Origin of the sequence: Nitrincola lacisaponensis, from assembly GCF_000691225.1 — a bacterium.
Lineage (GTDB): Bacteria > Pseudomonadota > Gammaproteobacteria > Pseudomonadales > Balneatricaceae > Nitrincola > Nitrincola lacisaponensis.
Map to the genome: position 1 here is coordinate 22,064 of NZ_JMSZ01000021.1, position 21,537 is coordinate 43,600.

The 21,537-nt window shown below is 49.8% G+C and carries 22 protein-coding genes and 1 tRNA gene; 11 read left to right on the forward strand and 12 right to left on the reverse strand.

Annotated elements, in window-relative coordinates; all coding sequences use genetic code 11:
• Positions 1 to 6: 6 nt before the first annotated feature.
• From ADINL_RS07270 to ADINL_RS07300, 7 genes are all read right to left on the reverse strand, one after another.
• On the reverse strand, positions 7 to 810 hold the full coding sequence (locus ADINL_RS07270; RefSeq protein ID WP_051632636.1) for an HAD-IIB family hydrolase: 804 nt from the start codon (positions 808 to 810) through the stop codon (positions 7 to 9).
• Positions 797 to 1,642 carry an endonuclease/exonuclease/phosphatase family protein gene (locus ADINL_RS07275; RefSeq protein WP_036545787.1) on the reverse strand — a complete coding sequence of 282 codons (846 nt, stop codon included), beginning with the start codon at positions 1,640 to 1,642 and terminating at the stop codon, positions 797 to 799. The genes ADINL_RS07270 and ADINL_RS07275 overlap by 14 nt, the downstream gene beginning before the upstream one ends.
• A complete protein-coding gene (locus tag ADINL_RS07280; protein ID WP_036546307.1) occupies positions 1,642 to 2,451 on the reverse strand; it encodes a carbohydrate ABC transporter permease in 810 nt (269 codons plus the stop codon). Before ADINL_RS07280 ends, ADINL_RS07275 begins: the two co-directional genes overlap by 1 nt.
• A gap of 9 nt (positions 2,452 to 2,460) precedes the next feature.
• Positions 2,461 to 3,333 (reverse strand): carbohydrate ABC transporter permease, encoded by an 873-nt coding sequence (locus ADINL_RS07285; protein WP_036545790.1) that lies wholly within the window; start codon positions 3,331 to 3,333, stop codon positions 2,461 to 2,463.
• A gap of 66 nt (positions 3,334 to 3,399) precedes the next feature.
• Entirely contained in the window at positions 3,400 to 4,680 is a 1,281-nt protein-coding gene (locus ADINL_RS07290; protein ID WP_051632638.1) for an ABC transporter substrate-binding protein, read from the reverse strand.
• Positions 4,664 to 5,719: an ABC transporter ATP-binding protein gene (locus ADINL_RS07295; RefSeq protein ID WP_036545792.1), complete on the reverse strand. Its 1,056-nt coding sequence runs from the start codon at positions 5,717 to 5,719 to the stop codon at positions 4,664 to 4,666. Before ADINL_RS07295 ends, ADINL_RS07290 begins: the two co-directional genes overlap by 17 nt.
• Before the next feature lie 9 nt (positions 5,720 to 5,728).
• A complete protein-coding gene (locus ADINL_RS07300; RefSeq protein ID WP_036545794.1) occupies positions 5,729 to 6,484 on the reverse strand; it encodes a DeoR/GlpR family DNA-binding transcription regulator in 756 nt (251 codons plus the stop codon).
• 310 nt (positions 6,485 to 6,794) lie between these two features.
• Between ADINL_RS07300 and ADINL_RS07305 the strand changes: the two genes are divergently transcribed.
• Positions 6,795 to 7,943, forward strand: a complete 1,149-nt coding sequence (locus ADINL_RS07305; protein ID WP_036545807.1) for a BCCT family transporter — start codon at positions 6,795 to 6,797, stop codon at positions 7,941 to 7,943.
• 88 nt (positions 7,944 to 8,031) lie between these two features.
• Positions 8,032 to 8,700, forward strand: coding sequence for a TorF family putative porin (locus ADINL_RS07310; RefSeq protein WP_036545809.1), 669 nt, complete (start codon positions 8,032 to 8,034; stop codon positions 8,698 to 8,700).
• A 36-nt stretch (positions 8,701 to 8,736) separates the two neighbouring features.
• Here the strand turns inward: ADINL_RS07310 and betI are convergent, their stop codons facing one another.
• Both betI and ADINL_RS07320 read right to left on the reverse strand, forming a co-directional pair.
• Positions 8,737 to 9,327, reverse strand: a complete 591-nt coding sequence (gene betI / locus ADINL_RS07315) for a transcriptional regulator BetI (RefSeq protein ID WP_051632639.1) — start codon at positions 9,325 to 9,327, stop codon at positions 8,737 to 8,739.
• A gap of 39 nt (positions 9,328 to 9,366) precedes the next feature.
• Positions 9,367 to 10,683: a DASH family cryptochrome gene (locus tag ADINL_RS07320; RefSeq protein WP_036545812.1), complete on the reverse strand. Its 1,317-nt coding sequence runs from the start codon at positions 10,681 to 10,683 to the stop codon at positions 9,367 to 9,369.
• Positions 10,684 to 11,094: 411 nt separating this feature from the next.
• On the opposite strand from ADINL_RS07320, the gene gltX reads away from it, so the two are divergent.
• From gltX to ADINL_RS07335, 3 genes are all read left to right on the forward strand, one after another.
• Positions 11,095 to 12,600, forward strand: coding sequence for a glutamate--tRNA ligase (gene gltX, locus ADINL_RS07325; protein ID WP_036545815.1), 1,506 nt, complete (start codon positions 11,095 to 11,097; stop codon positions 12,598 to 12,600).
• On the forward strand, positions 12,581 to 13,312 hold the full coding sequence (locus ADINL_RS07330) for a phosphatase PAP2 family protein (RefSeq protein ID WP_051632640.1): 732 nt from the start codon (positions 12,581 to 12,583) through the stop codon (positions 13,310 to 13,312). Before gltX ends, ADINL_RS07330 begins: the two co-directional genes overlap by 20 nt.
• Positions 13,313 to 13,389: 77 nt before the next feature.
• A tRNA-Ala gene (locus tag ADINL_RS07335) sits at positions 13,390 to 13,465 on the forward strand.
• A gap of 161 nt (positions 13,466 to 13,626) precedes the next feature.
• Here ADINL_RS07335 and ADINL_RS07340 read toward each other — a convergent pair.
• Positions 13,627 to 13,926: a type II toxin-antitoxin system RelE/ParE family toxin gene (locus tag ADINL_RS07340; protein WP_036545818.1), complete on the reverse strand. Its 300-nt coding sequence runs from the start codon at positions 13,924 to 13,926 to the stop codon at positions 13,627 to 13,629.
• Positions 13,913 to 14,167, reverse strand: a complete 255-nt coding sequence (locus tag ADINL_RS07345) for a type II toxin-antitoxin system ParD family antitoxin (RefSeq protein ID WP_036545822.1) — start codon at positions 14,165 to 14,167, stop codon at positions 13,913 to 13,915. The genes ADINL_RS07340 and ADINL_RS07345 overlap by 14 nt, the downstream gene beginning before the upstream one ends.
• Positions 14,168 to 14,635: 468 nt before the next feature.
• On the opposite strand from ADINL_RS07345, the gene ADINL_RS07350 reads away from it, so the two are divergent.
• Both ADINL_RS07350 and ADINL_RS07355 read left to right on the forward strand, forming a co-directional pair.
• Positions 14,636 to 14,854, forward strand: a complete 219-nt coding sequence (locus ADINL_RS07350) for a hypothetical protein (RefSeq protein WP_036545827.1) — start codon at positions 14,636 to 14,638, stop codon at positions 14,852 to 14,854.
• Complete coding sequence (locus ADINL_RS07355) at positions 14,848 to 17,805, forward strand: UvrD-helicase domain-containing protein (RefSeq protein WP_051632641.1); 2,958 nt, start codon at positions 14,848 to 14,850, stop codon at positions 17,803 to 17,805. Before ADINL_RS07350 ends, ADINL_RS07355 begins: the two co-directional genes overlap by 7 nt.
• A gap of 20 nt (positions 17,806 to 17,825) precedes the next feature.
• Here the strand turns inward: ADINL_RS07355 and ADINL_RS07360 are convergent, their stop codons facing one another.
• The gene (locus tag ADINL_RS07360; RefSeq protein WP_036545830.1) at positions 17,826 to 18,806 is read right to left on the reverse strand and encodes a nuclease-related domain-containing protein; all 981 of its coding nucleotides are present in this window, start codon (positions 18,804 to 18,806) and stop codon (positions 17,826 to 17,828) included.
• A gap of 293 nt (positions 18,807 to 19,099) precedes the next feature.
• Here ADINL_RS07360 and ADINL_RS07365 point away from each other — a divergent pair, with 293 nt between their 5' ends.
• The 4 genes from ADINL_RS07365 (at position 19,100) to ADINL_RS07380 (ending at position 21,537) form a co-directional block, all read left to right on the forward strand.
• The gene (locus tag ADINL_RS07365) at positions 19,100 to 19,489 is read left to right on the forward strand and encodes a hypothetical protein (protein WP_036545834.1); all 390 of its coding nucleotides are present in this window, start codon (positions 19,100 to 19,102) and stop codon (positions 19,487 to 19,489) included.
• A 61-nt stretch (positions 19,490 to 19,550) separates the two neighbouring features.
• Complete coding sequence (locus tag ADINL_RS07370; protein ID WP_051632642.1) at positions 19,551 to 20,096, forward strand: GNAT family N-acetyltransferase; 546 nt, start codon at positions 19,551 to 19,553, stop codon at positions 20,094 to 20,096.
• A gap of 5 nt (positions 20,097 to 20,101) precedes the next feature.
• Positions 20,102 to 20,470, forward strand: coding sequence for an MmcQ/YjbR family DNA-binding protein (locus ADINL_RS07375; protein ID WP_036545837.1), 369 nt, complete (start codon positions 20,102 to 20,104; stop codon positions 20,468 to 20,470).
• A gap of 134 nt (positions 20,471 to 20,604) precedes the next feature.
• Complete coding sequence (locus ADINL_RS07380) at positions 20,605 to 21,537, forward strand: DMT family transporter (protein ID WP_036546326.1); 933 nt, start codon at positions 20,605 to 20,607, stop codon at positions 21,535 to 21,537.

A 21,537-nucleotide genomic window follows, 5' to 3' on the forward strand; every position in this document is an offset into this window, starting at 1 on the left:
TGCCTCTCAGGTTAGCAGTCGCTCAGCTACTTCGATGAAGCCAAAGCCACCTTCCTGGCGGGTGATGTATTTTGGTGGTCTTGGCAGGCTGTCCAGGCAGTGGCGGATGTTGGCAACACCAAAGGTCAGCCGGAAGTGTTCAAACATGGCCGCGTCATTGGCTGAGTCGCCGATAAACGCAGTTTTGTGCAGCCAGTCCTGTTCCGGTACGCCCTGATCACTGAGCCAGGCCAGAGCGGTCGAGGCTTTGTCGTAGTCACCATGCCAGGCATTGATGTGAATGGAGCTGACCCGAGCATGCAGTCCTGAGGTTTGGAGTGCCTGACGCAACTGTTCAATCTCTTCCGCTGTATTCTGATGCTGCTGGCGAATATCGAACGCAATATCGGTTTCACGGTAGCGCTGATCCGCTGTGGCGCGTGCAAACGGAAAATGCTCAAGCAGTTGTTGCTGAATCTGGCGCAGTGCCTGGTATTGTTCACTGCGTTCTGGTTCTTCAAGGCGGTAGTGCGTATCGATCCGTCCCTGACCATTTTTCTGCATCCAGAAAGCACCGTTTTCACCTATGACGGCGGCAACAGGCCAGGTACGCACCATGCAGTCACACCAGCCAGCACAAGCACCGGTTACCGGAATAACCTGAATACCCGCTTCGGCCAGCTGTTCCAGAGCCTGCAGTGTCTGGCTTGGCAGTTTTCCTTGCCAGGTCAGCGTGTCATCGACATCGGTAAACAGATAGCGAACCTGATGCATTAGACTGTCGGGTAGTGGCAGGGCAAATTCTGCTTCAAAGAGGTTAAGGTGTGTCATGAACAGACGGCTCCAGGGTCACAATCAAAGGTTGGTGATCAGATAACGGGGTTTGTGTATCGACTGTAAAGGTCGCGGCTTGCAGTGACTGCAGCCAGATATAATCGCGGCAATGGGGTCCTTCTGGCCATTGCTCTGGATCATGCACACCGCAGGTTGGTATGGATGCTTGTCCAGGAAAACACTGCTGAAATGCATCCTGCCAGCCCTGCTGTGTCAGCCAGTGATACTGATCACTGCGACTGACCAGGTTCAGATCACCGCAGAGCAGGGTAGCCTGAGCCGGATAGGGCTGTGCATAGATACCCTGGCCCTTGGCACGTGTTGGTAAACGGTCCTGCCTGGCCAGGTCGCTGAGATAGGTCAACTGAGCATGGCGCTCTGCTGTATCATGGTACGCCAGATGGGTGTTGAAAATACGGATAGGTTGAGGGCCCTCAATCAGCGTCTCCACAGCGTTGCGAGGTGTTTGCCAGAGCTCTGTCGAGCCGGTACCGGGCAGGCTGTGCAGACGCTTGTCGAGCAGAGGCGCATTGACCAGTGTCAGATTTCCGAATTCCCGGCGCTGGTCCTGCTGTGGACCTGGCCAGCTCAGCGCCGCACCCCAAACCGGGGTGTATTCGCTGAAGGCCTGACACAGGACGGCGAGCTGGTCTGGTTGCATTGGCGATACGTACTCGTCGAAATAGCGAGCGACTTCCTGTAAACAGATCACCGTCAGCGGGCCTTGATCACGGATGTATTCAATCATCCGATCCAGCGCGATCTGTCCATCACAGCCTTTGCCACTCTGGATGTTCCAGGTGAGCAGACGTATGGGGGTCTGGGGCATTATTTCAGTCCTGCATGCATAAAGGATTGTAAGAAGCGCCGCTGAAAAATCAGGAAGACAATCAGCAACGGGCCGATGGCAATCAGGGTTCCGGCGCAGATGACTGGCCAGTCGACACCTGATTCCGGCGCACCGAAAATAGCCATACCCACGGTTAACGGGCGGCTGTTGATGGTATTGGTCACCACCAGCGGCCAGAGGAAGTTATTCCAGTGATGGCTCACCGACACCAGACCATAGGCCAGATAGGTCGGTTTGGCGAGTGGTACATAGACCTTCCACAACACCCCCAGCCAGGTACAGCCTTCCAACCGGGCCGCATCTTCCAGTTCTTGTGGCACTGTTTTAAAGGTCTGTCGCAGCAAGAAAATGCCAAAGGCACTGGCCATATAAGGCAGGCCAACCCCCAGCCAGGTGTCGATTAACTCCAGTTTGGCCAGGGTGCGGTAGTTCTCGACAATCAGAATTTCCGGCACGATCATCAGTTGCAGCAGCACCAGCGCAAAAATCAGGCTGCGTCCTTTGAAAGGCATACGTGCCAGCGCATAGCCTGCCAGGGTACAGAGAATCAGCTGGAAGACTAAAATCAGTCCGGTGATCATGACGGTGTTGAACATATAGCGCATAAAGGGTGCCTGTTGCCAGGCGGTCACAAAGTGTTCCAGTGTCAAGGGCGCGAACAGGTCAAAACGGGTGGCATATTCCGCTGGATGAAACGCCGCCCAGAAGGCGTAAAGCAGCGGAAATATCCAGACCAGGCCCAGTGTCCAGGCGGCGGTAAAGGAAAACATTCGAGTCAGTGTTGGCATCATCTTGTCTCAGCGGTAATGAACACGGCGTTCGATCAATAAAAACTGCACCAGTGCCAGCAGTATCAGTAGTGTCAGCAGAACCAGTGTCAGTGCAGCGGCATAGTTGCTGTCAAAGAAGCTGAAGGCGTTTTCATAGATGTAATAGAGCAGCAGATTGGTGGCGTTATTGGGGCCCCCTTTGGTCAGAATAAACAGGTGATCGACCAGCTTGAATGCATTCAGGACCGCATTCACCAGCACAAACAGCGTGGTTGGCATGAGCAAAGGCAGGGTGATGCGCCGGAATACATACAATGGACTGGCATTCTCTACGGCAGCGGCGGCATAGATATCCTTGTTCAGGCTTTGCAGTGCGGCCAGATAAAAGATCATGAAGAAACCGGCTTCCTTCCAGATCGTCATCAGCATCAGACTTGGCAGGGCCCAGTTCGGATCACCCAGCCAGTTGATTCCGGAAAGACCCACTGAATTGAGGAGTTTGTTAAACAAACCGATTTCAGGGGTGTAGAAAAACAGCCAGATATTGGCGACAGCAATCATCGGCAACATGGTTGGCGTGAAGTAGGCCAGACGCAGGGCTGCACGACCACTGATCTTGCTATTGACCCAAAGTGCCATGGCCAGAGCCAGTCCCATGGAGGTGGGTACGGTGCCGATGGCGTACCAGAGGTTGTTGTAGAAAGCCTGCCAGAACACGGCATCGTCGAGCATCGAGCGATAGTTTTCCAGTCCGGCAAACTCTGACGGACGTCTGCCGCGTGCCGGAAAAAACAGTGAATGCCAGAGGGTGGTCAGTGCTGGAATATGGGTGAATGCCAGCAGCAGTACTAATGCAGGCAGCAGCATTAACCAAGCATAAAGTTGATTGAGACGGTTCATCAGACAACCTGGATCACAAAGAGAGACAAGTGGTAGCCTCCAGGGAGGCTACCGGTTTGGGCAGTATCAGTAGCGAGACAAAATACGCTGCGCCTGATTTTGTGCACTGTCCAGCGCTTCCTGAGCGGATTGCTGTCCGTTCAATGCGGCCTGAATGGCATCATCCAGCAGCTTGCGGACACGGCCAGACTCATGCGTTGAAAGCTCGGCAGTGGCGTACTCCAGCTGGTCACGGGCTACGGCAGCCGGTGGGAAGTCGGCAACATAGGCCTTCAGCGCATCCGTTTCATAGGATGCCGGGCTGACGCCCATATAGCCGGTGGCAATGCTCCAGTGAGCTGCCTGTTCCGGAGACGTCATGAAACGTACCAGTTGCAGGGCAGCACGGCGCTCTTCTTCACTGGCATCCTTGAACAGGTAAAAGTTACCTCCGCCGGTTGGTGAACCCAGGCGCTTGTTTGCTGGCAGCATGGCAACCCCAAAGTCAAAACTGGCGTTGTCTTTTACAGCGGTCAGGTTGCCGGTGGAGTGCCACATCATGGCTGTTTTCTGCTCCAGGAAATTTTGACGCAGGGTGCCCCACTCAATCATTCCCTGCGGCATAACCGCATATTTGCCGCTCAGGTCCTGCCAGTAGGTCAGTGCCTCTACCACACCCGGGTTATTGAAGAAGGTTTCGTTTCCTTCGCTGTTCATCAGCACTTCGTCGTTCTGCATCGCCAGGGCACCGAACATCCAGTAAGGATAGCCGGTGGATGGAATCATCAGACCCCACTGATCGACTTCGTTGTTACTGCCACGTACGGTGAGTTGCTGGCCCATTTCAACCATTTCTTCCCAGGTTTGGGGTGGTTGTTCCGGGTCCAGCCCCGCTGTGCGGAAGGCATCCTTGTTGTAATACATCACAATGGTTGAACGCTGGAAGGGAATACCCCAGACCTGGTTATCAACCACGCCGTTTTCCATCAGAGCGGGGTAGAAGCTGTTCAGCCAGGCACGCTCCTCATCTGTTTCGACGACTTCGTCGAATGGCACGATGGCATCAATGCCCATCAATTCGTGTACATCAATGGAAAACAGCACGGATAGCTGTGCCGGTTGTCCGCTGTTTAACGCCGCAAGTGCTCTGACCCGGGTATCGTTGTAGTTGCCTGCATAGATGGCATTGACTTTGATATCCGGGTGTTGCGCCTCAAATTCACTGATCATGCCATCCACCACATCGGTGAGCGGTCCACCCACTGAGATGGGGTAATACATGGTGAGCTCTGTTTGCGCATGGGCGACGGTGCTCAGTGCGAATGCGGTAAAGCCGGTCGCCAGCAGGCGCTTAGTGCTGCGTAACATGGTGTAACTCCTTTTGGATTAAAGAGTGGGTTGTGAGCGTGGGTTGAGCGTAATCGGGCAGACGTTGCCCGGTGGTATTGCAAAACAGGTGCTGGTCATCACTGAACCACTGCAGGTTAAGCCGGGTGCCTGTCGCAAGCAGTTGGTGTCCGGGCAGGCGCAACTTGATCAACTGCTGTGACAGTGAAGGCAGGCAGGCGTCGATAATGGTGTCGGCACCATGGTAATCACAACGCTGCACGTCAGCGGCGATGCCGGTTTCTGCCAGGCGGATATGTTCGGGGCGCACGCCTAGCATCGATCTGTCCTGATGGAGCAGGTTCATGGGTGGGTTGCCGATGAAGCGTGCCACAAAGGTGTTTTCCGGTGTCTGATAGAGAGCGTTAGGTGTTCCGCACTGGGCAATTTCACCCTGATTCAGCAACAGAATGCGATCAGCCATGCTCATGGCCTCCACCTGGTCATGAGTGACGTAGAGCACCGTCATCCCCAGGCGTTGCTGTAGCGCACGCAGTTCAACTCGCATTTCATTACGCAGCTTGGCATCCAGATTCGACAGAGGTTCATCCATCAGGCATAGGGGTGCTTCGGCAATGATGGCTCTTGCCAGAGCGACTCGCTGACACTGTCCACCTGACAGTTGTGAAGGCTTTTTGGCCAGGTGGTCACCCAGATTCACCAGATCGGTGACACGCTTGAGTCGCTGATCCCGCTCCAGTGCTCCAACGCCACGGGCTTTCAGACCAAAGACAATGTTTTCGGCAATACTCAGGTGAGGAAACAGGGCATAGGACTGAAATACCATTGCCAGACCTCGCTTGCCGGGTGGCAGATGGGTTATATCCTGGCCGTTCAGGTGAATCGATCCGGCCGATGGATCTTCCAGTCCGGCAATCATTTTCAAGGTGGTGGATTTACCACAGCCGGATGGGCCGAGCAGGGCGACAAACTCCCCTTGGGCAATTTCAAAACTGATATCTTTGACGGCCAGTGTTTCCTGCCATTGTTTACGCAGCTGGCGCACTTCCAATTGACTCATTGAGCCTCCTCAGACTCTTAATTCAATACCCGCGGCTTCAGCCAGGCTGGCAAGCTCGGGGGTGATCTGATCGGTTACAAACAGGTCTGTATCACTCAGGGTCGCGGTGCGGACAGGAGCTTTGCGCAGATACTTGCTGCTGTCGGCGACCAGAATACGCAGATCACTGTTTTCAATAATGGCGCGGGACAGGTGTGATTCTTCCGGCGAAAAATCCATCAGTTCGCCTTCAGGCCCCAGTCCGCCAATACCAAAAATGCCGTAGTTCACCTGGAAACGGCGCAGAAAGCGGGTAGCATCTTCCCCCATCAGATCCTGATCGGAAGGACGTATGCGCCCACCTGTCAGCAGTGTTTCGATTTTCGGGTTATGGCAGAGCGCCATGGCGGCATTGAGGTTGTTGGTGATGACCTGCAGCCCCGGATGATCGATCAAGGCAGCGGCAACCTGTTGTGGTGTGGTACCAATACCCAAAAAAATGGTGGCGCCTTCGGGTAACAGCGCGGCAACGGTTTGCCCGATACGACGCTTGGCATCCAGATTGATGACCTGACGGGTCTGGAATGACAGGTTGCGGTTATGGAAGGGTAAACGAATACCGCCATGCACCCGCTGTACCAGTCCCCGGTCACTCAACTCATTGAGATCCTTGCGAATGGTTTGTACAGATACATGAAATGCATCGGTCAGCTCCTGGCTGGAGAGCTGTCCCCCCGCTTGCTTGAGCCAGGCGAGTATTTTGATTTGACGCTCGGATAATTCCATATCTGACCTTCGAACGAACTCTGATAAGTGATTTAAGCTTTCGAACGAGAGTCTAGGGCCGGAATATTTCATCCGAATGACGGAATTATGATGATTTCGTAAACCTTGCAAACAGGGTGCATTGCAACAGGCAGGGCGCATATGCCGCAATAAGTGTCGCTATCACGACAGTTTTGTTCGCTGTCAACAGTAATATTGATTTTACTTGATGTTTATCAAGTTTTTTATTTGGTGGTACAGTTTTTTTGAGTTTTAGGGTGGTGTGAGTCAGATCAATACGCGTTATTAAAAAGAACAATAGGAGAAAATCATGCAGATGATTTTATCGATCGCCTTTGTGGCGGTCCTTGTGTCAGCAGTGCTGATTGTACTGCGCTGGGGTGATCTGAAGTGTAAAGGAACCATGCCGGTATCCTTGTTTACCTTTATTGCTATTCTGTTTACATCAGGCCTGGATGTTGGCCTGATCATGTTTCCGCTGACAGAGTTTCCGGTATATGCAGAAGATTCTGCGTATGCTTTCACCAATCCGCTGGCGATTGAGTTTGGCTTCTGGGGTTTTCTGGTCTGGGGGCTCTACTTCCTGACCACGTTTTACTTCTGTGTTGTTGAGCCCAGGTTGAAGCTGTTCGAGATCCCGGTGGTCAAGATCGTCAACAACTTTGTCATCATCACGACCTGTGCCTTCACCGGTTTCCTGTTTCTGAGCTATCTGCCTGATTATATTGAAGGGATCAGTGATCCTGTTCGCTATCTGCTGGTGGCAGCGGTTGTGATGGCAGCGGTGATGTCCAGCACTGATATCAAATATGTCAAAATTCTCAGTGTCAGTTCAACCTGGTTGTTCTTTGCACTGATTGCGGCCATCTGGTTCAGCTCTGGTATGGGCGTCGGGGGCTTGGCGAGTAGCCTGAGCAATGTTGGTGGATACTTCAGCAACCTCCATCGTTTTGTCACGCCAATTACCGAATATCACGAATTTTATCTCTTCTGGTGGTTTGCCTGGAGCATCATGATCGGCCAGTTTGTCGCCCGCTTTGTGGGCGGGCTGAAAGCCTGGCAGTTACTGGTGGCATTGCTGGTGTTCCCATCTATCCCGCTGGCCATCTGGTTTGCAGTGCTTTACTTCCACTTTGTGTTTGATCAGGAAATCATAGGTTATCTGAGAATGGCCATGGTCGTGGTGGGCATTATCTTTGTGATCAACTCGCTGGACTCATTGATCCGCCTCTATACCGAGAATCTTGGTATGACGGTTGAGCGCTTTGGAAAACCTGCCTATATACTGGGTAACTGGACGCTGATGTACGGCATCATTCTGCTGTATCAGTTCACACCATTTGAGATCCAGTGGGTCGGTCTGGTCGTTATCACACTCTATATGGGTATCTACTCCATGCTTTTCCTTAAACGTGAAGATGTTCAGGCGGTGGTACACAGGGTTCACACGAGTGGCTGAACAGAAGTTGGTAAAAGGCCGATACGGCATCCGCTGTATCGGCATACAAAGCACATATATTTGATATTTCTTATCTCAGGAGAACACCATGCGTAGCAAACTGATTCCAGTTGCGTTCATTGCTGCGGTACCCATGTTTAGCGTTGCACCGGCTGTTGCAGAAGATGGGCCATTTTCGGCCAACATCAGCCTGGTTTCTGATTACGTATCACGCGGTTATAGCCTGTCGAATGGCCGACCTGCGCTCCAGGGAGGGCTGGATTATAACCATGAAAGCGGACTCTATGTTGGCACCTGGGGCTCCAGTGTCTCGGAGCGTGCGCTGGTGGAGGGTGTTGATGGTGTCGAGATTGATATCTATGTCGGCTATGCCGGTGAGGTGGGAGAGCTGGGCTATGATGTCAGCCTGGCGCGTTACATTTTTCCGGGATCGCATGACAGTAAGGAGACCGACTCTACCGAGTTTGTAGGTGTGCTCTCCTGGGATTTCCTGAGCTTTGCCTACAAACGCGATTTTGATTTCAAGGTCCATTATTACAATCTGTCTGCCTCTTATGAGGTGATGGACGGGCTGTCGATGGATGCGAGCTTCGGTTATTCCAAACCCGATAATGACAGTTCCTACCGTGACTGGAGTCTTGGCGCCACCAAGCACCTGGCCGGTCTTGATTTTGGTCTTCACTATGTCAACAGCAGCGTGAAGAATACGCCTAATTTCGATGATACGGTGGTGTTCTCGATCAGCAAGACCTTCTGATACAGACAACTCAGTGCAGAATGAACACGGGGTTGATCACTGACCCGCCCCGTGTTTTTCTACCATGCAGTCCAGATAGGATTCGGTCATGCGAAGTGCCAGAGAGCAGGGCACTTCGCAACCATCCATCGCCTGTTGCAGCCATAGACCATCCATCATCAGACTCAGTCCCCGGCTCACATCCAGAGCCTGCTCCAGTGGCATGAGTTTTTTCAGATAACACAACAGGTTACTCTGAAGGCGACTGTAAATCAGGTTCTGGAGTCTGACAAACCCCGAACTTTTTGGGGTTTGCGCATACAACGCCAGCCAGGCGCGTGCATTTTCCGGGTTAAAAATCTCCGGATCAAAATATCCCCCCAGTACGGCAGACAGTTTTTCCCGAGGGGTTGTTGCTTCACGCATCAGCGCCACTACGCGATCGCCGATCAGGCGATTCGCATAACGCACGACGGCATTCAGCAGTTCACCTTTATTCTTGAAGTGATAGTTGACGATACCGTGCGACATACCAGCCTGCTCACCTACACGGGCGACAGTGGTGTTTGCCAAACCGTGCTCCAGCATGACCTGATAGGCGGCGCGGGTGAGGTCCATGCGTCGAATATCTCTGATTCGGGTCTTCATACAACAATTATTCCCTGGGGCTGAGGGTCTTTTTTTATTTCAGTGGCGCAGTATAGGCCAGTCTGCTGCATCGACGCTATCCATGTAGGGCGTTTGTGCCTGGCCACCCCAGCGTTGGATGAAGCTGCCATCCGGATCATATTCCTGTGCCTGCTTGTGCAAATTGAAATGCCGCAGTCCTCGGGGATCCGCGCCTACACCTGCCAGATATTGCCAATTTCCCCAGTTGCTGGCGACATCGTAATCCAGCAGTTGCTGTTCAAAATAGGCAGCACCGTAACGCCAATCCAACTGCAACTCATTGACCAGACAACTGGCTACCCACTGACGTCCTCGATTGGAAAGGTAACCTGTAGCCTTCAGCTGTTTCATGCAGGCATTGACTGCAGCATAAGGTGTATTGCCTTCACACCAGGATCGAAACCGCTGCGGATAGAAGCTGGTCAGAGGGCGGCTCGACCTCAATCCGGAGAAGTTGAACAGGCGCTGCTTGTGCTTGAGTGCATACCACTGAAAGTATTCACGCCATAACAACTCAAAGTAGATCCAGTAGGTGGATTCGTTTGCACCCATGCTGTGTTCATGTTGGCGGAGACCACTCAGAATACGTCGTACTGACAAACTTCCCTGTGCCAGCCATGGTGAAAACTTGGTGGAGTGTTCCCAGGTATCCAGTGCATTACGGGTGATTTTATAGGTTTGTGGCGCCTGGCTGGCAAAATAGTCAGACAGATGCTGAAGACCAGGTGTCGCGCCACCTCGAAACGGATTTTCGTGATTGCAAGGCAAGGGCGCGGGTATCAGCAGATCATCAGGTTGCTGAAAAACTGGCGGTGGCAGCTGAGTGACAGGGTTTAAGGGCGGCAGTAGGTCCAGCGTTTCCACACGTTTACGAAAGTTGCTGAAGGTCTCAGGCAGGGCCGACAGTGAAAACGGCAGCTGTTCTTGCTCAAACAGCCGGTAGGTGTTGAGTTGTATAAAGCTGACACTGTCATGTTTTTGTTGCAGTGTCTGCCAGATGCGTTGCTCATCAGTACCAGCAGGTTCGGAGGAGAACACTGCGTGAACCTGATGCTCTGTTATCAGGCGTGACAGTTGTTTAACCGGCGAGCCTTGAAGCACCAGCAGCGTTTGCCCAAGCGGCTTCAGTTGTTGTTGCAGATCTTGAAGTCCCTGATGAAGAAAACGCCAGCGATGCGGTCCCAGCCCTTGCAAGCCATAGCGATTGGGTTGAGCCGGGTCGGTATCGAGACAGTACACCAACAGCAGTCGGTCACACTGAGCGGCACGCAACAACGCAGCATGATCATCAAGGCGCAGATCCTGTGTAAACCAGTAGAGATGAGTGCGTTTCACCCGATGAGACTCCTGTTCAATCAGTGATGTAGAGCCAATACGTCGGGTAAGTGGAAGCAGAGCAGGGGAAGGGTAAAAAACAGGCAAAAAAAACGCCGCATCCTAAGATGCGGCGGTCTCGCAGTGCCCCTCGAGTGCGAAAAAAAAGTGATTTGCTGGCGTTGTGCGCTCAGTAAATCTTGTCTTATATATAGCATTTGCCGTGCCAGTTTTTGATTTTCTATCAAAAACAAATACTTATTGTTTTTAGTGTGTTTTTTTGCCTTGTCGGGTGATTGAATGCGTGCTCAATAATGGTGCGTTTTTATCGATTCATGCGTTGATATGGCTCAATCGGATGCCATAGCCGCAAAGCCGGTCTACAGGCTATAATTACGGTTTTGTTTAACCTGAGCACAGAGACCGATTCCTATGACAGTTCGTACCCGTGTCGCGCCGTCACCAACAGGTGATCCGCACGTTGGCACCGCATATATTGCCTTGTTTAATCTGGCATTTGCCCGTCAACATGGCGGTGAGTTTATCTTGCGTATAGAAGATACTGACCAGACGCGCAGTACCGCGGAATCGGAACAGGCCATCCTGGATTCGCTGCGCTGGCTGGGACTTGAATGGGATGAGGGCCCTGACATCGGTGGACCTCATGGCCCATATCGTCAGAGCGAGCGTAAACACATTTACAAAGATTATGCGATGCACCTGGTCGAAGCCGGTCATGCTTTTCTGTGTTTCCGTACGCCGGAAGAGCTGGATGAACTGCGTGAAACACGTCGGGCCAGCGGTGACCATACAGCACTGAAGCAGAGTGATCTGGAACTGCCTGCTGAAGAGGCTGATCGTCGCCGTGCTGCCGGTATGCCGTTTGTCGTGCGTATGCGTGTCCCGGAAAGTGGTGTCTGCGTCATCGATGATATGCTGCGTGGACCCATGGAACTGGATTGGGCTCAAGTGGATGCACAGATTCTGCTGAAATCCGACGGTATGCCGACCTATCATCTGGCCAACATCGTTGATGATCATCTGATGCAGATTACCCATGTGATCCGTGGAGAAGAGTGGATCAACTCGGCACCCAAGCACAAACTGCTTTATGAGTACTTTGGCTGGGACATGCCCAAACTCTGTCATATGCCACTGCTGCGTAATCCGGACAAATCCAAGCTGTCCAAGCGCAAAAATCCGACCAGCATTCTGTATTATCAGCGCATGGGGTATCTTCCGGAAGCCCTGCTCAACTACCTGGGGCGTATGGGCTGGTCCATGCCGGATGAGCGGGAGAAATTCAGCCGTGATGAAATGTTTAGCCATTTCGATCTGACCCGCGTATCTCTCGGAGGACCGGTATTTGATCAGGAAAAACTTAGTTGGCTGAATGGTGTGTGGATACGGGAAGACCTTTCCACCGAGGCGTTTGCTGCTGAATTCCAGAAGTGGGCTTTGAACCCGGAATATCTGATGCAGATCATTCCGCTGATTCAGCCCCGTGTTGAAAAATTCTCCGATGTTGCACCCCTGGCTGGTTTTTTCCTGTCCGGTATGCTGCCTGTCACGGCTGACAGCTTTGCGCACAAATCCCTGACCCAGGAAGATTGTCGCCGTATTCTGCAGTTTGCTTCCTGGTATCTGGATAAACAGACCCAGTGGCATAAGGATGCCTTGTTCAGTGGCTTGAAAACGCTGGGTGAGGGCATGGGGTACAAGGTTCGTGACTTCCTGTTCCCGCTGTTTGTTGCGATTGCCGGCACTTCGCAGAGCGTATCCGTCGTTGATTCGATGCAGATTCTCGGACCGGATATGAGTCGTGCACGTGTCCGTTTTGCACTGGATCAACTGGGTGGCGCTTCCAAAAAAGAGGCCAAGCGCTGGGAAAAAGAGTTTGCAGCCATAGGTCAGCAGAATGAAATTACAGCTGAGTGATGCAGCCAGTTTTTTTCTGTTGCAGTTTTTGGCCCTCGCGCTGGTAGTGACCTTTATCCTGGGTTACTGGGATGGTGTCGACAGAGATGTCTTCGAAATTCTGAACAGCTGGCTGGTAATGTCGGTCAGCTGGGCTGAGTTTGTTGCACTGGCCAACCAGCGCTGGATCGATCTGCTGTCAGGTGGCTTCATGCTGGCGTCGGTAGGCTTTTACTTTGCCTGTGCGGACGGTCGTGAGCGGGTACGTGTTTGCTGTGCTATCGTCTTGATGGGTGCCGCCTTCAGTGTACAAGCCAGTGCAGGAGGGCTGTTTCCGAATCGGGACAGCCCGACACTGGTGTATGAGCATGCCGTCAAGGTGACAGAGCAGTTCCCGGAAATCAAGCGGACCAAGGATGCATCGCATTCTTCCAATCCCAGCGATCACGGTATTGGCTTTTTTACCTTCCTGATGTTTTGCTTTTACCGTTTCCGCGGCAAATATTTGTGGGTTGTTGTGCCGGTGGTTATCGCTCTTGGGACACCGCGATTGCTGGTGGGGGCTCATTGGCTCACCGACTTTATCTGCGGCGCATTACCGATGGCCTTAATCACAGCAGCCTGGCTGTTCCACAGCATGCCAGGCAAGTGGGTCGAGCGAAACATGGCAGTCCTGACCATTCGGTCACTGGAATGGGTCGGTATTCTGAAGCGACAAACGGCTGCAACCTAAACAAATGAAAATTATCTGAAAACGGCTCTTGACACGGACGGGGGGCGGGCTTAATATACGCCCCGTCCTGACGAGATGGGGTCTTAGCTCAGCTGGGAGAGCGCAACGCTGGCAGCGTTGAGGTCAGGGGTTCGATCCCCCTAGACTCCACCAAATTCCGGGTGTTCGGCGGTAAGTGAATACTGACCGGACAAAAACCGGACAAAAACTCATTCTGTAAAATCTCCTCCGATTACTTCCTTAGTAAATTGCACCTCAACTGTTTCATACGGTAGTTCGTGACCTTCCTGATATGGCCTATCCTGACAGGCTTGTTATGCTCCAAGTATTGGATTCACATCCATGCTCTTATGCAAAATACGGATGATCCTTATTTGTTGGCTCCCTGTTTGTTGATAAAAAATGACATGGTTAGCTTGAGGAAATTTTCGGTAGCCGTCTCGGATTTCATCGCACGATTTACCCATATCGGGATTTTCAGCTAAAAGCCAAAATGCATCATCAAATTGCCTTAAGTAGATATTTCGCTGTTCTCTGCCCCACCGACGCTGAGTAAATAAAGCGATATCACGTAAATCCGTTTTGGCTGCTGCTGTCAGATTAAATGGTTTCATCGTGTATGTGTTCACTATCGAGTTCATTGATAAAACTATCTAGCTCATAGTCAGCGTCACCACTTTGCTCACCTTCGACAAGCAGTTGTCGAAGAGTCTGTAGTTTAGTCTCTTGATTCTCGAGTAATCGTAAAGCTGAACGAATAACCTCACTTGCAGAACCGTAACGTCCACTTTTAATTTGGTGTGCAATAAAGCTATCAAAGTGATCACCAAGCGAAATACTTGTGTTCTTAGCCATGCTTTTTATCCTCGCTGATACCAACAATTACCTAATTTTGGTACTAAATGGCTTTTAAGGCAAGTCACATAACTCACATAGGATGCACCTCTTAAAAAGGAAAAAATCGTACGGTGAGCGTTTGCCAAGATTCATGGTCTTGGTTACCAGCCTCTTATGAAGCAGATCCTTACTCGGTTTGTAGAAGCAGAGAAAAAGCGACTTCTGCGTGAGGAAGCCTGTCGGGCAGCGTGCAGCGAGGATGCTGAACGCTGCCGTGACGAACCACAGCTTGCATGTGGTTAAGCATACCTTCTAAGCCTAGAACCCGCCCATTGAGGCGGTTTTTTTTGTGGGTACTTACTGGCCTGCGGCAGTGATATTCATGAGTGTATTAAGCTACAACCTGGGGCAGATGCTCGATAGTTAGAATGATGATAGCATTCAATATGGTTGTATCGGTCATCAGCTAGGGCTGTAAGGATAAGTATGAACGCGCAACACGTATTGAAATCAGTGAACTTTGAATTTTTACGACCAGAAAACGATGTGCTGGCTAATTTTGGCGGCTTGGCTGAAGCTGTGCTGCACATAGATCAGGGCAGTGCCATGACTCGCTTGCGAAGTTTTGCTGAACCGTTTATACGGCTACTACGCCACTACTGTCATTTTCATCGACTCATCCATTACCGGAATAAACGTTGGTAACAGATAGCACAGCGACCTTCGAATTGAAGATTTCACCTCACTGGTTGCCAAAGTTGTTTGGGGCCAAGCCGGCTGTGCTTAATATTGCAGATGGGAAGGTTTCAGTATCTGTTAATGGTTCGCAATCTGTTGCTGTTGAGTTAAACGACTTCGATCTGTCCAAGGTAGTCAAGAAAGGAATTTTCTTTTCTAGTGTTAACATTAAAACGGTTCATGGAAATATCCAGCTGAAGGGTTTGACTCATGATACAGCCAATGAATTTTTTGTTTGGCTGCGTGCGCAATGGCTGGTTCAGATCGCACCCTCGATAAGAAAAGTAGATGAAGCGGTACGACGTATATTAGGGCGAGGGTATCCCAGAACGTCTCGAATAGAAAAAGCACAAGCGTATGTCAGGAAAGCCTATTCAACATTCAAAGTGCTACCCGAAGCGGATTGGAACGATCAGCCTGATTCAGCTTCTTTTAAATTGCTAGCTGATATTGCGAATAAGGACAGCGATGGCTGGCGACAGTTCCAAAACCGATATGTGGCCAAGCAGCTAAAAGCCTATCGTGATTTCTTTGATACTGTAGAAAGTCAGCCGCTAACCGATAAGCAGCGTGAAGCCTGTATTGTCGATGAAGACAACAACTTGGTGTTAGCCGGTGCCGGCACAGGTAAAACCAGTGTGATGGTTGGTCGAGCAGGGTACTTACTAGAAAGTAAGCAAGCGAAGCCAGAGCAAATATTGATGTTGGCCTTTGCCAACAAAGCTGCCGCTGAGATGCAAGAACGTATCGAAAACCGGCTAGGGCATACCCATATCACGGCGAGTACGTTTCACAAACTGGGCAAGAATATTATTGCCAAAGTTGAAGGGGAGCAACCTTCGCTGAGCCCTTTGGCCGAAGACGATACCTTATTGGCTTGGCATATAAACAATTGGCATGCACAGCATCTTGAAGAACCCGCCTATAAAAAGTTAACGCTGGATTACTTCGAAAAATATCTATATCCAGAAGCGAATCCTTTCGATTTCGAATCTGAAGGGGCTTATTTCGACTTCATTCTGGCTAATGATATCCGCACACTTAAAGGCGAGTTGGTTAAGAGCTTGGGTGAGTGTTTGATTGCCAATCATCTCTTTAAGCTGGGTATCGAATACGAGTATGAAGCCGCCTATGAGCATCACACAGCTACAGTGCTTCATAGACAGTATCAGCCAGACTTCTATTTGCCAGAACACGGCATTTACATTGAATACTTTGGTATTGATCGAAACAGAAATACAGCCCCCTATATTGATAGAGATAAATATCACGAGGGAATGGAGTGGAAGCGTTCGCTCCATCAGCAACATCAAACTCAATTGATCGAACTATTTCACTACCAGAATCTTGAAGGAACACTACTGACTTCAATTGAAGAGCAGCTCACTTCACTGAATGCAGAGTTTGAGCCACTACCAGAAGATGCTGTACTCAATACCCTGAGAGAGTTTGGAGCAATTAATCACTTTGCTATATTACTCAAGGATTTGTTAAAACGTTATCGTGCAAATTGCTTCGAACCTGCGCAACTGGAAAGGACAATCCAGGCTGCACCCAACCAAAATCAGGTAAGAGCAGCGATTGGATTGTTAACACCTATTCTGAAAGACTACCAGGCATTTTTAGATGCTCAAGGATATATCGATTTCGACGATATGATCAACAAAGCGTTGAAATACGTTGAAATGGGCCAGTTCAAAAGCCCTTGGCGGTTTATCTTAGTCGATGAATTTCAGGATATCTCTGACCCTAGAGCACGATTAGTGAAAGCGTTGCGAGATAGTGCGCCAGATTCTTCTCTATTCTGTGTCGGGGACGACTGGCAAGCGATCTATCGCTTTACAGGGAGTGATTTAACCTTTACGACGCAATTTGAACAAGTATTTGGAACGACAGCCATTACACCTCTGGATCTAACTTTCCGTTTCAATAGCGCGATTGGAGAGGTTGCTACTCAGTTCGTGCTGCAAAATCCAAATCAGATCAAAAAAGAACTCAAATCAAATAGAGTCGAGAGAAGGCCGACAGTCTCGCTAATGCGGGCAGATAATAATGACCAAAAACCGGATGCTGAAAGCCGCACAGCAAGGGTTCTGCGAAGAATTTCCAGCATCGCTGAGCCAAACAGTAAGGTTTATTTTCTGAGTCGGTTTGGTTTCTATTTACCTGACCTCCATATGCTCAAAATGTTTCGAGCACAATACCCAGCTTTGAATATAGAAGCGATGACTATTCACACCTCGAAGGGCAAAGAAGCGGATTATGTTGTTGTATTAGGGTTGGAAGCTGGTAAGCATGGATTTCCTTCCGAAAAGGTCACCCACCCCTTACTGGAAGCATTGCTCCCGCCTTTAGAAGCGTATAAACACGCCGAAGAAAGGCGATTGTTCTATGTCGCACTTACCCGAGCTAAGCAAAGAGCCTATTTAGTTGCTGATATGGCTGTTGCCTCAGACTTCGTTGTTGAGCTGTTAAAGAACGACTATAAAATTGAACTTAACGAATTTGAAGCATCGCTGGCCCAACAGCTATTTCATTTACTTAAATGCGTCAAGTGTAAAACTGGCACCTTAGTCTCACGCCAAAGCCAGTTCGGCAAGTTCTTTGGCTGCAATAAATATCCGTTATGTTCGCACAAAGAACGAGGGTGCGCTCAGTGTGGTAGCCCCATGACACGCGTAGATAGATTTAAAGTATGCGTGAATTCAGAGTGCAGACACTGGGTTCCTATCTGCCCTAAATGTGGTGCTGAATTGACGTTGCGTAAAGGTAAGTATGGCGAATTTTGGGGTTGTCGTAACTACCGGCAAGAAGGCGATGCTTGTCGGCATACCGAGAACAGCATAATCTTTGATAAAGATAAGATTCTAAAGGAACTGGAGAAGCATATAGAGACGGCCACCTCCAATGCCGAGTAGAACTTCTGAGAAGCTTGTACTTATTTATTCACAAACAAGACCTCATTATAGCTACAGTCGCAGGTCAGCCAATAATGGTTGCCTTGCTTTTTAATGCGTGATTTAGGGTTTCCGCAAGCAGGGCAGGGTGTTTTCATCGATGTATTTGTTTCACAGACACCGCACTGAACGTAGTATCCGTATTTGCCATATTGAGCGGTGAGTTTTTCAGTTTCGCCACATTTCTTGCATGCTAAACTGATCGTTTTTTCATTATTTGGTTGTTCTTTAATAGCCTCTATTTTAGTTACGATAGGCTGTTCAATTGTTTCAGATTCTAACTTTTCTGCATGATTTGTCGAAGATAATACGTTTGTAGTTACATTTGATAGGCATCGTTCAAGCAAAAACTCACCGATATTTTTAAGCTCTTCGTCATTAAATACCGGTTTCGTTGAAAGCAAAGAACCTATTTTTGAGTAGCCACCGATACGCTTTACTTCATCAGCAACGCTTTCGCTTTTGATGACTTGTTTGCTAATGCTTTTGGGAATATCTTCCCTATGGAGAATGCAGTTGTTCGAGACGGTACAAAGAACATCCCATTCACGATGAGTAACTTGTGTTTGGATGCCAAGAATTTTTCCTAGAAATAATTCCACATTGGCGATCATAAGCTTGCGCAAGAGGTCTTTCTGTAATTCTGCTTGAATGATAGGTGAAGGCATACCTGTCCACTGGCCTTTGTAGCTTCTTGACCACTCACCATGACTGTTAACTTTAACTTCACCGAAAATACTCTTGGACTCAATGATGATGAAACCAGTTCGATGCACCACTAGGTGATCAATTTGTGCAATTTCTTCGTTAAAGGTGAAGCGGTAGTCATTTAATACAAGAAAATTTTCATTATTTTTAAATGCGCGACGGAGGTAAAAAGCGACATCTTTTTCTTGCTGTTCACCGGCCGCTAAACGTGGATTGGTGTGTTCAGTAAAATCCTTTTGCTTCAGAATGGTCATGGCACATCTCTGTCCAAATTAACTAATTGAATTAGATATACTTTATCAAACCTTTTTGCAAACAACCACATTCCACTACCGTTTATCTTGGTTAGGCTTGTTGTGCGGACTGTACTTTAAGGCTTACCTCGGTATAAGCGGTTGAAATGCCGCTGCTACATGCGTGATCTCACTGCCGACTCTAGTAATATAAGCTTACAGCATAGCTACCACATCCATACTGTGATACTTTCCAAACAACCCGTAAATTTTAAACTGTCCATTTAATTCTGTAGCAGAAAAGGACTCAAGATGTGCGCCAGCTGATTCAGGTAATCGCATGTGCAGCAGTGTCTTTACTGACCGTGGCGCTTGCCATGGCTTTTCTGTTTTTATTCCTTGAGCAGATCTCACCAAGTGAGCTCTTCACGTCATCTGCTGCGTTTCGGGTCGGGTTTCAGGCTACGCTTCTGTTTGGTGTTCTTCCTGCCATTCTGTTCGGTGCCCCTGCTTACTGGTGGATTTGGCGGCAGGGGCAGGCCAGGTGGCTGACGATTCTGCCACTGGGTGCTGTATTGGGTTTGTTGGTTTTTTTGCTGGACTCTGCACTGATTAGTTGGGGTGTCGGATGCGGTGTTCTGGTGGCTGGATTGACTCATATACTGGCACGTCGATGGCTGGGCGCTAAGCCTTCTGGCTGTTAATGGGTCTGTTATTTGAATGATTCTGACAAGTTAGTCATATAAATCTGTAAGAGACGAAATTATGCAACGTATAGCGACTCAAGATCCGTCGTTTTTTCTGCAGTTTGCTACTCCTGAAGATGCGGCATTGGTCGTGAGCTTCATGAAAAAGCTGGGTGCTTTTCAGCAAATGTCCGATAAGATTACTGCGACACCGGAGCGAATAGAGCGGCTGCTTGCCGCCAGGCAGGGTGAGGCTGTTTTTGGCGTCTACGATGACAATGTAGTTGCTTTTGCCTATTTTCATCAAAAAAGCTCAGCCTTTACTGGACGCCTGGGGTTATACATTGATGGTTTTTACGTTGATGATGCGCTGCGCGGAAAAGGGTTGGGTCATATCATGATGCAGTTTTTGTCGCAGCATGCTCTGGAGCGTGGCTGTGAAATGCTCGAGTGGGGCTGTTTGGATTGGAATACCCCAGCTATCGAATTTTACCAAAACCTGGGTGCCTACTGTGTTGATACAATGCGAATATACCGTCTATCACCTGAAAGTTTAGCGACAAATGCATTGTTATTTCAGGACGCTAAACACACTGAGTCAGATATCACTGTCTTGGAGGGATAGCCTGCATGACCTATGAAGAATTCAATCAGTTCTGTGGCGCATTACCTGCGACAACCCATGTTGTGCAATGGGGTGGTGCTCATGTATGGAAAGTTGGCGGCAAAGTGTTTGCGATTGGTGGCTGGAGCAAGGATAAGCAACCTGCATTTACGTTTAAGGTATCGGATTTGAACTTTGATTTTCTCCGTGATCTGGATGGCTATATTCCTGCTCCGTACTTTGCAAACCGTGGGATGAAATGGATTCAGCAAATCAGCACATCCCGTGAGCTGGATGATGAGTTAGGTTACTACTTATCAGAGTCTTATCGAATCGTATCACTTGGACTCAGTAAACGCCTGCAAAAAGAGCTGGGTATACAGCCTCAGACCTGACCCGCAAGCGCTTCAGAAGGCGGGTTCACTCTGGTGGGAAAGAGTCTCTTACTCGAGACCGCAAGAATCGGAGTGTTGTTGTTTTCCACTTCTCCTAAGTTAAGTGCATTCAAAAAACGGAAGGCCGAATGCACATGAAAGTCATAAATCGTTCAATGGGATCACTGGAGTGGTTTCTGCTGATAGCCCTGTCAGCCCTCTGGGGAGGATCATTCTTTTTTGTTGAAGTAGCCGTTGATTCTCTTGGTCCACTGACCATCGTTGCGCTACGTGTTGGGCTTGCGGCGGTTGCGCTCAATGTGATTATTGTGGCAATGGGGTTAAGAATGCCTCTGGACCGGCAGGTGTGGACGGCTTTTCTGGGCATGGGGTTTCTGAATAACATGATCCCTTTTAGTTTGATTGTCTGGGGGCAGGTATATATCACCAGCGCTCACGCATCGATCCTTAATGCATCAACCCCTTTCTTTACGGTAATTGCGGCACATTATTTAACCAGTGATGAAACGTTAAGCAGGGGGCGCTTTATCGGGGTTATGCTCGGAATTGCTGGTGTGATCGCCATGGTGGGGGCCGATGCGCTTGAGAGTATTAACGTCAACACACTCGCTCAGCTGGCTGTTCTAGGCGCGGCAATATCCTACGCGTGTGCCAGTATTTTTGGTCGGCGCTTTCGCACTCTGGGCTGCTCTCCTCTGGTTACAGCGACTGGGCAGGTGACAGCCTCAGCAGTTGTCCTGATTCCTTTGGCGTTGGTGGTTGAACAGCCCTGGTTGCAGCCTTTGCCCTCCCGGGAGGTTTTTGGCGCGGTTGTCGGACTTGCCTTGTTTTCGACAGCGCTCGCTTATATTCTCTATTTCCGTATCCTGGCAACAGCCGGTGCAACCAACCTGGCGCTGGTAACGTTTCTTATCCCTGTCAGCGCTATTCTGCTGGGCACAACTCTTCTGGGTGAGCAGCTTGAGCCGAAGCATCTTGCTGGAATGCTGCTGATTGGATTGGGGCTGGCAGCGATGGATGGCCGACCGCTAGGGCTTTTACGACGCAAATTGTCTTACAGCGAATAA

Excerpts from the sequence above, each read along its gene's own strand:
- ADINL_RS07380 (WP_036546326.1), top strand. The coding sequence starts at position 20,605 with ATGAAAGTCATAAATCGTTCAATGGGATCACTGGAGTGGTTTCTGCTG.
- ADINL_RS07295 (WP_036545792.1), bottom strand. The coding sequence starts at position 5,719 with ATGAGTCAATTGGAAGTGCGCCAGCTGCGTAAACAATGGCAGGAAACA.
- ADINL_RS07305 (WP_036545807.1), top strand. The coding sequence starts at position 6,795 with ATGCAGATGATTTTATCGATCGCCTTTGTGGCGGTCCTTGTGTCAGCA.
- gltX (WP_036545815.1), top strand. The coding sequence starts at position 11,095 with ATGACAGTTCGTACCCGTGTCGCGCCGTCACCAACAGGTGATCCGCAC.
- ADINL_RS07275 (WP_036545787.1), bottom strand. The coding sequence starts at position 1,642 with ATGCCCCAGACCCCCATACGTCTGCTCACCTGGAACATCCAGAGTGGC.
- ADINL_RS07270 (WP_051632636.1), bottom strand. The coding sequence starts at position 810 with ATGACACACCTTAACCTCTTTGAAGCAGAATTTGCCCTGCCACTACCC.
- ADINL_RS07350 (WP_036545827.1), top strand. The coding sequence starts at position 14,636 with ATGAACGCGCAACACGTATTGAAATCAGTGAACTTTGAATTTTTACGA.
- ADINL_RS07300 (WP_036545794.1), bottom strand. The coding sequence starts at position 6,484 with ATGGAATTATCCGAGCGTCAAATCAAAATACTCGCCTGGCTCAAGCAA.
- ADINL_RS07370 (WP_051632642.1), top strand. The coding sequence starts at position 19,551 with ATGCAACGTATAGCGACTCAAGATCCGTCGTTTTTTCTGCAGTTTGCT.
- ADINL_RS07340 (WP_036545818.1), bottom strand. The coding sequence starts at position 13,926 with ATGAAACCATTTAATCTGACAGCAGCAGCCAAAACGGATTTACGTGAT.
- betI (WP_051632639.1), bottom strand. The coding sequence starts at position 9,327 with ATGAAGACCCGAATCAGAGATATTCGACGCATGGACCTCACCCGCGCC.
- ADINL_RS07280 (WP_036546307.1), bottom strand. The coding sequence starts at position 2,451 with ATGCCAACACTGACTCGAATGTTTTCCTTTACCGCCGCCTGGACACTG.
- ADINL_RS07290 (WP_051632638.1), bottom strand. The coding sequence starts at position 4,680 with ATGTTACGCAGCACTAAGCGCCTGCTGGCGACCGGCTTTACCGCATTC.
- ADINL_RS07360 (WP_036545830.1), bottom strand. The coding sequence starts at position 18,806 with ATGACCATTCTGAAGCAAAAGGATTTTACTGAACACACCAATCCACGT.
- ADINL_RS07285 (WP_036545790.1), bottom strand. The coding sequence starts at position 3,333 with ATGAACCGTCTCAATCAACTTTATGCTTGGTTAATGCTGCTGCCTGCA.
- ADINL_RS07345 (WP_036545822.1), bottom strand. The coding sequence starts at position 14,167 with ATGGCTAAGAACACAAGTATTTCGCTTGGTGATCACTTTGATAGCTTT.
- ADINL_RS07330 (WP_051632640.1), top strand. The coding sequence starts at position 12,581 with ATGAAATTACAGCTGAGTGATGCAGCCAGTTTTTTTCTGTTGCAGTTT.
- ADINL_RS07310 (WP_036545809.1), top strand. The coding sequence starts at position 8,032 with ATGCGTAGCAAACTGATTCCAGTTGCGTTCATTGCTGCGGTACCCATG.
- ADINL_RS07375 (WP_036545837.1), top strand. The coding sequence starts at position 20,102 with ATGACCTATGAAGAATTCAATCAGTTCTGTGGCGCATTACCTGCGACA.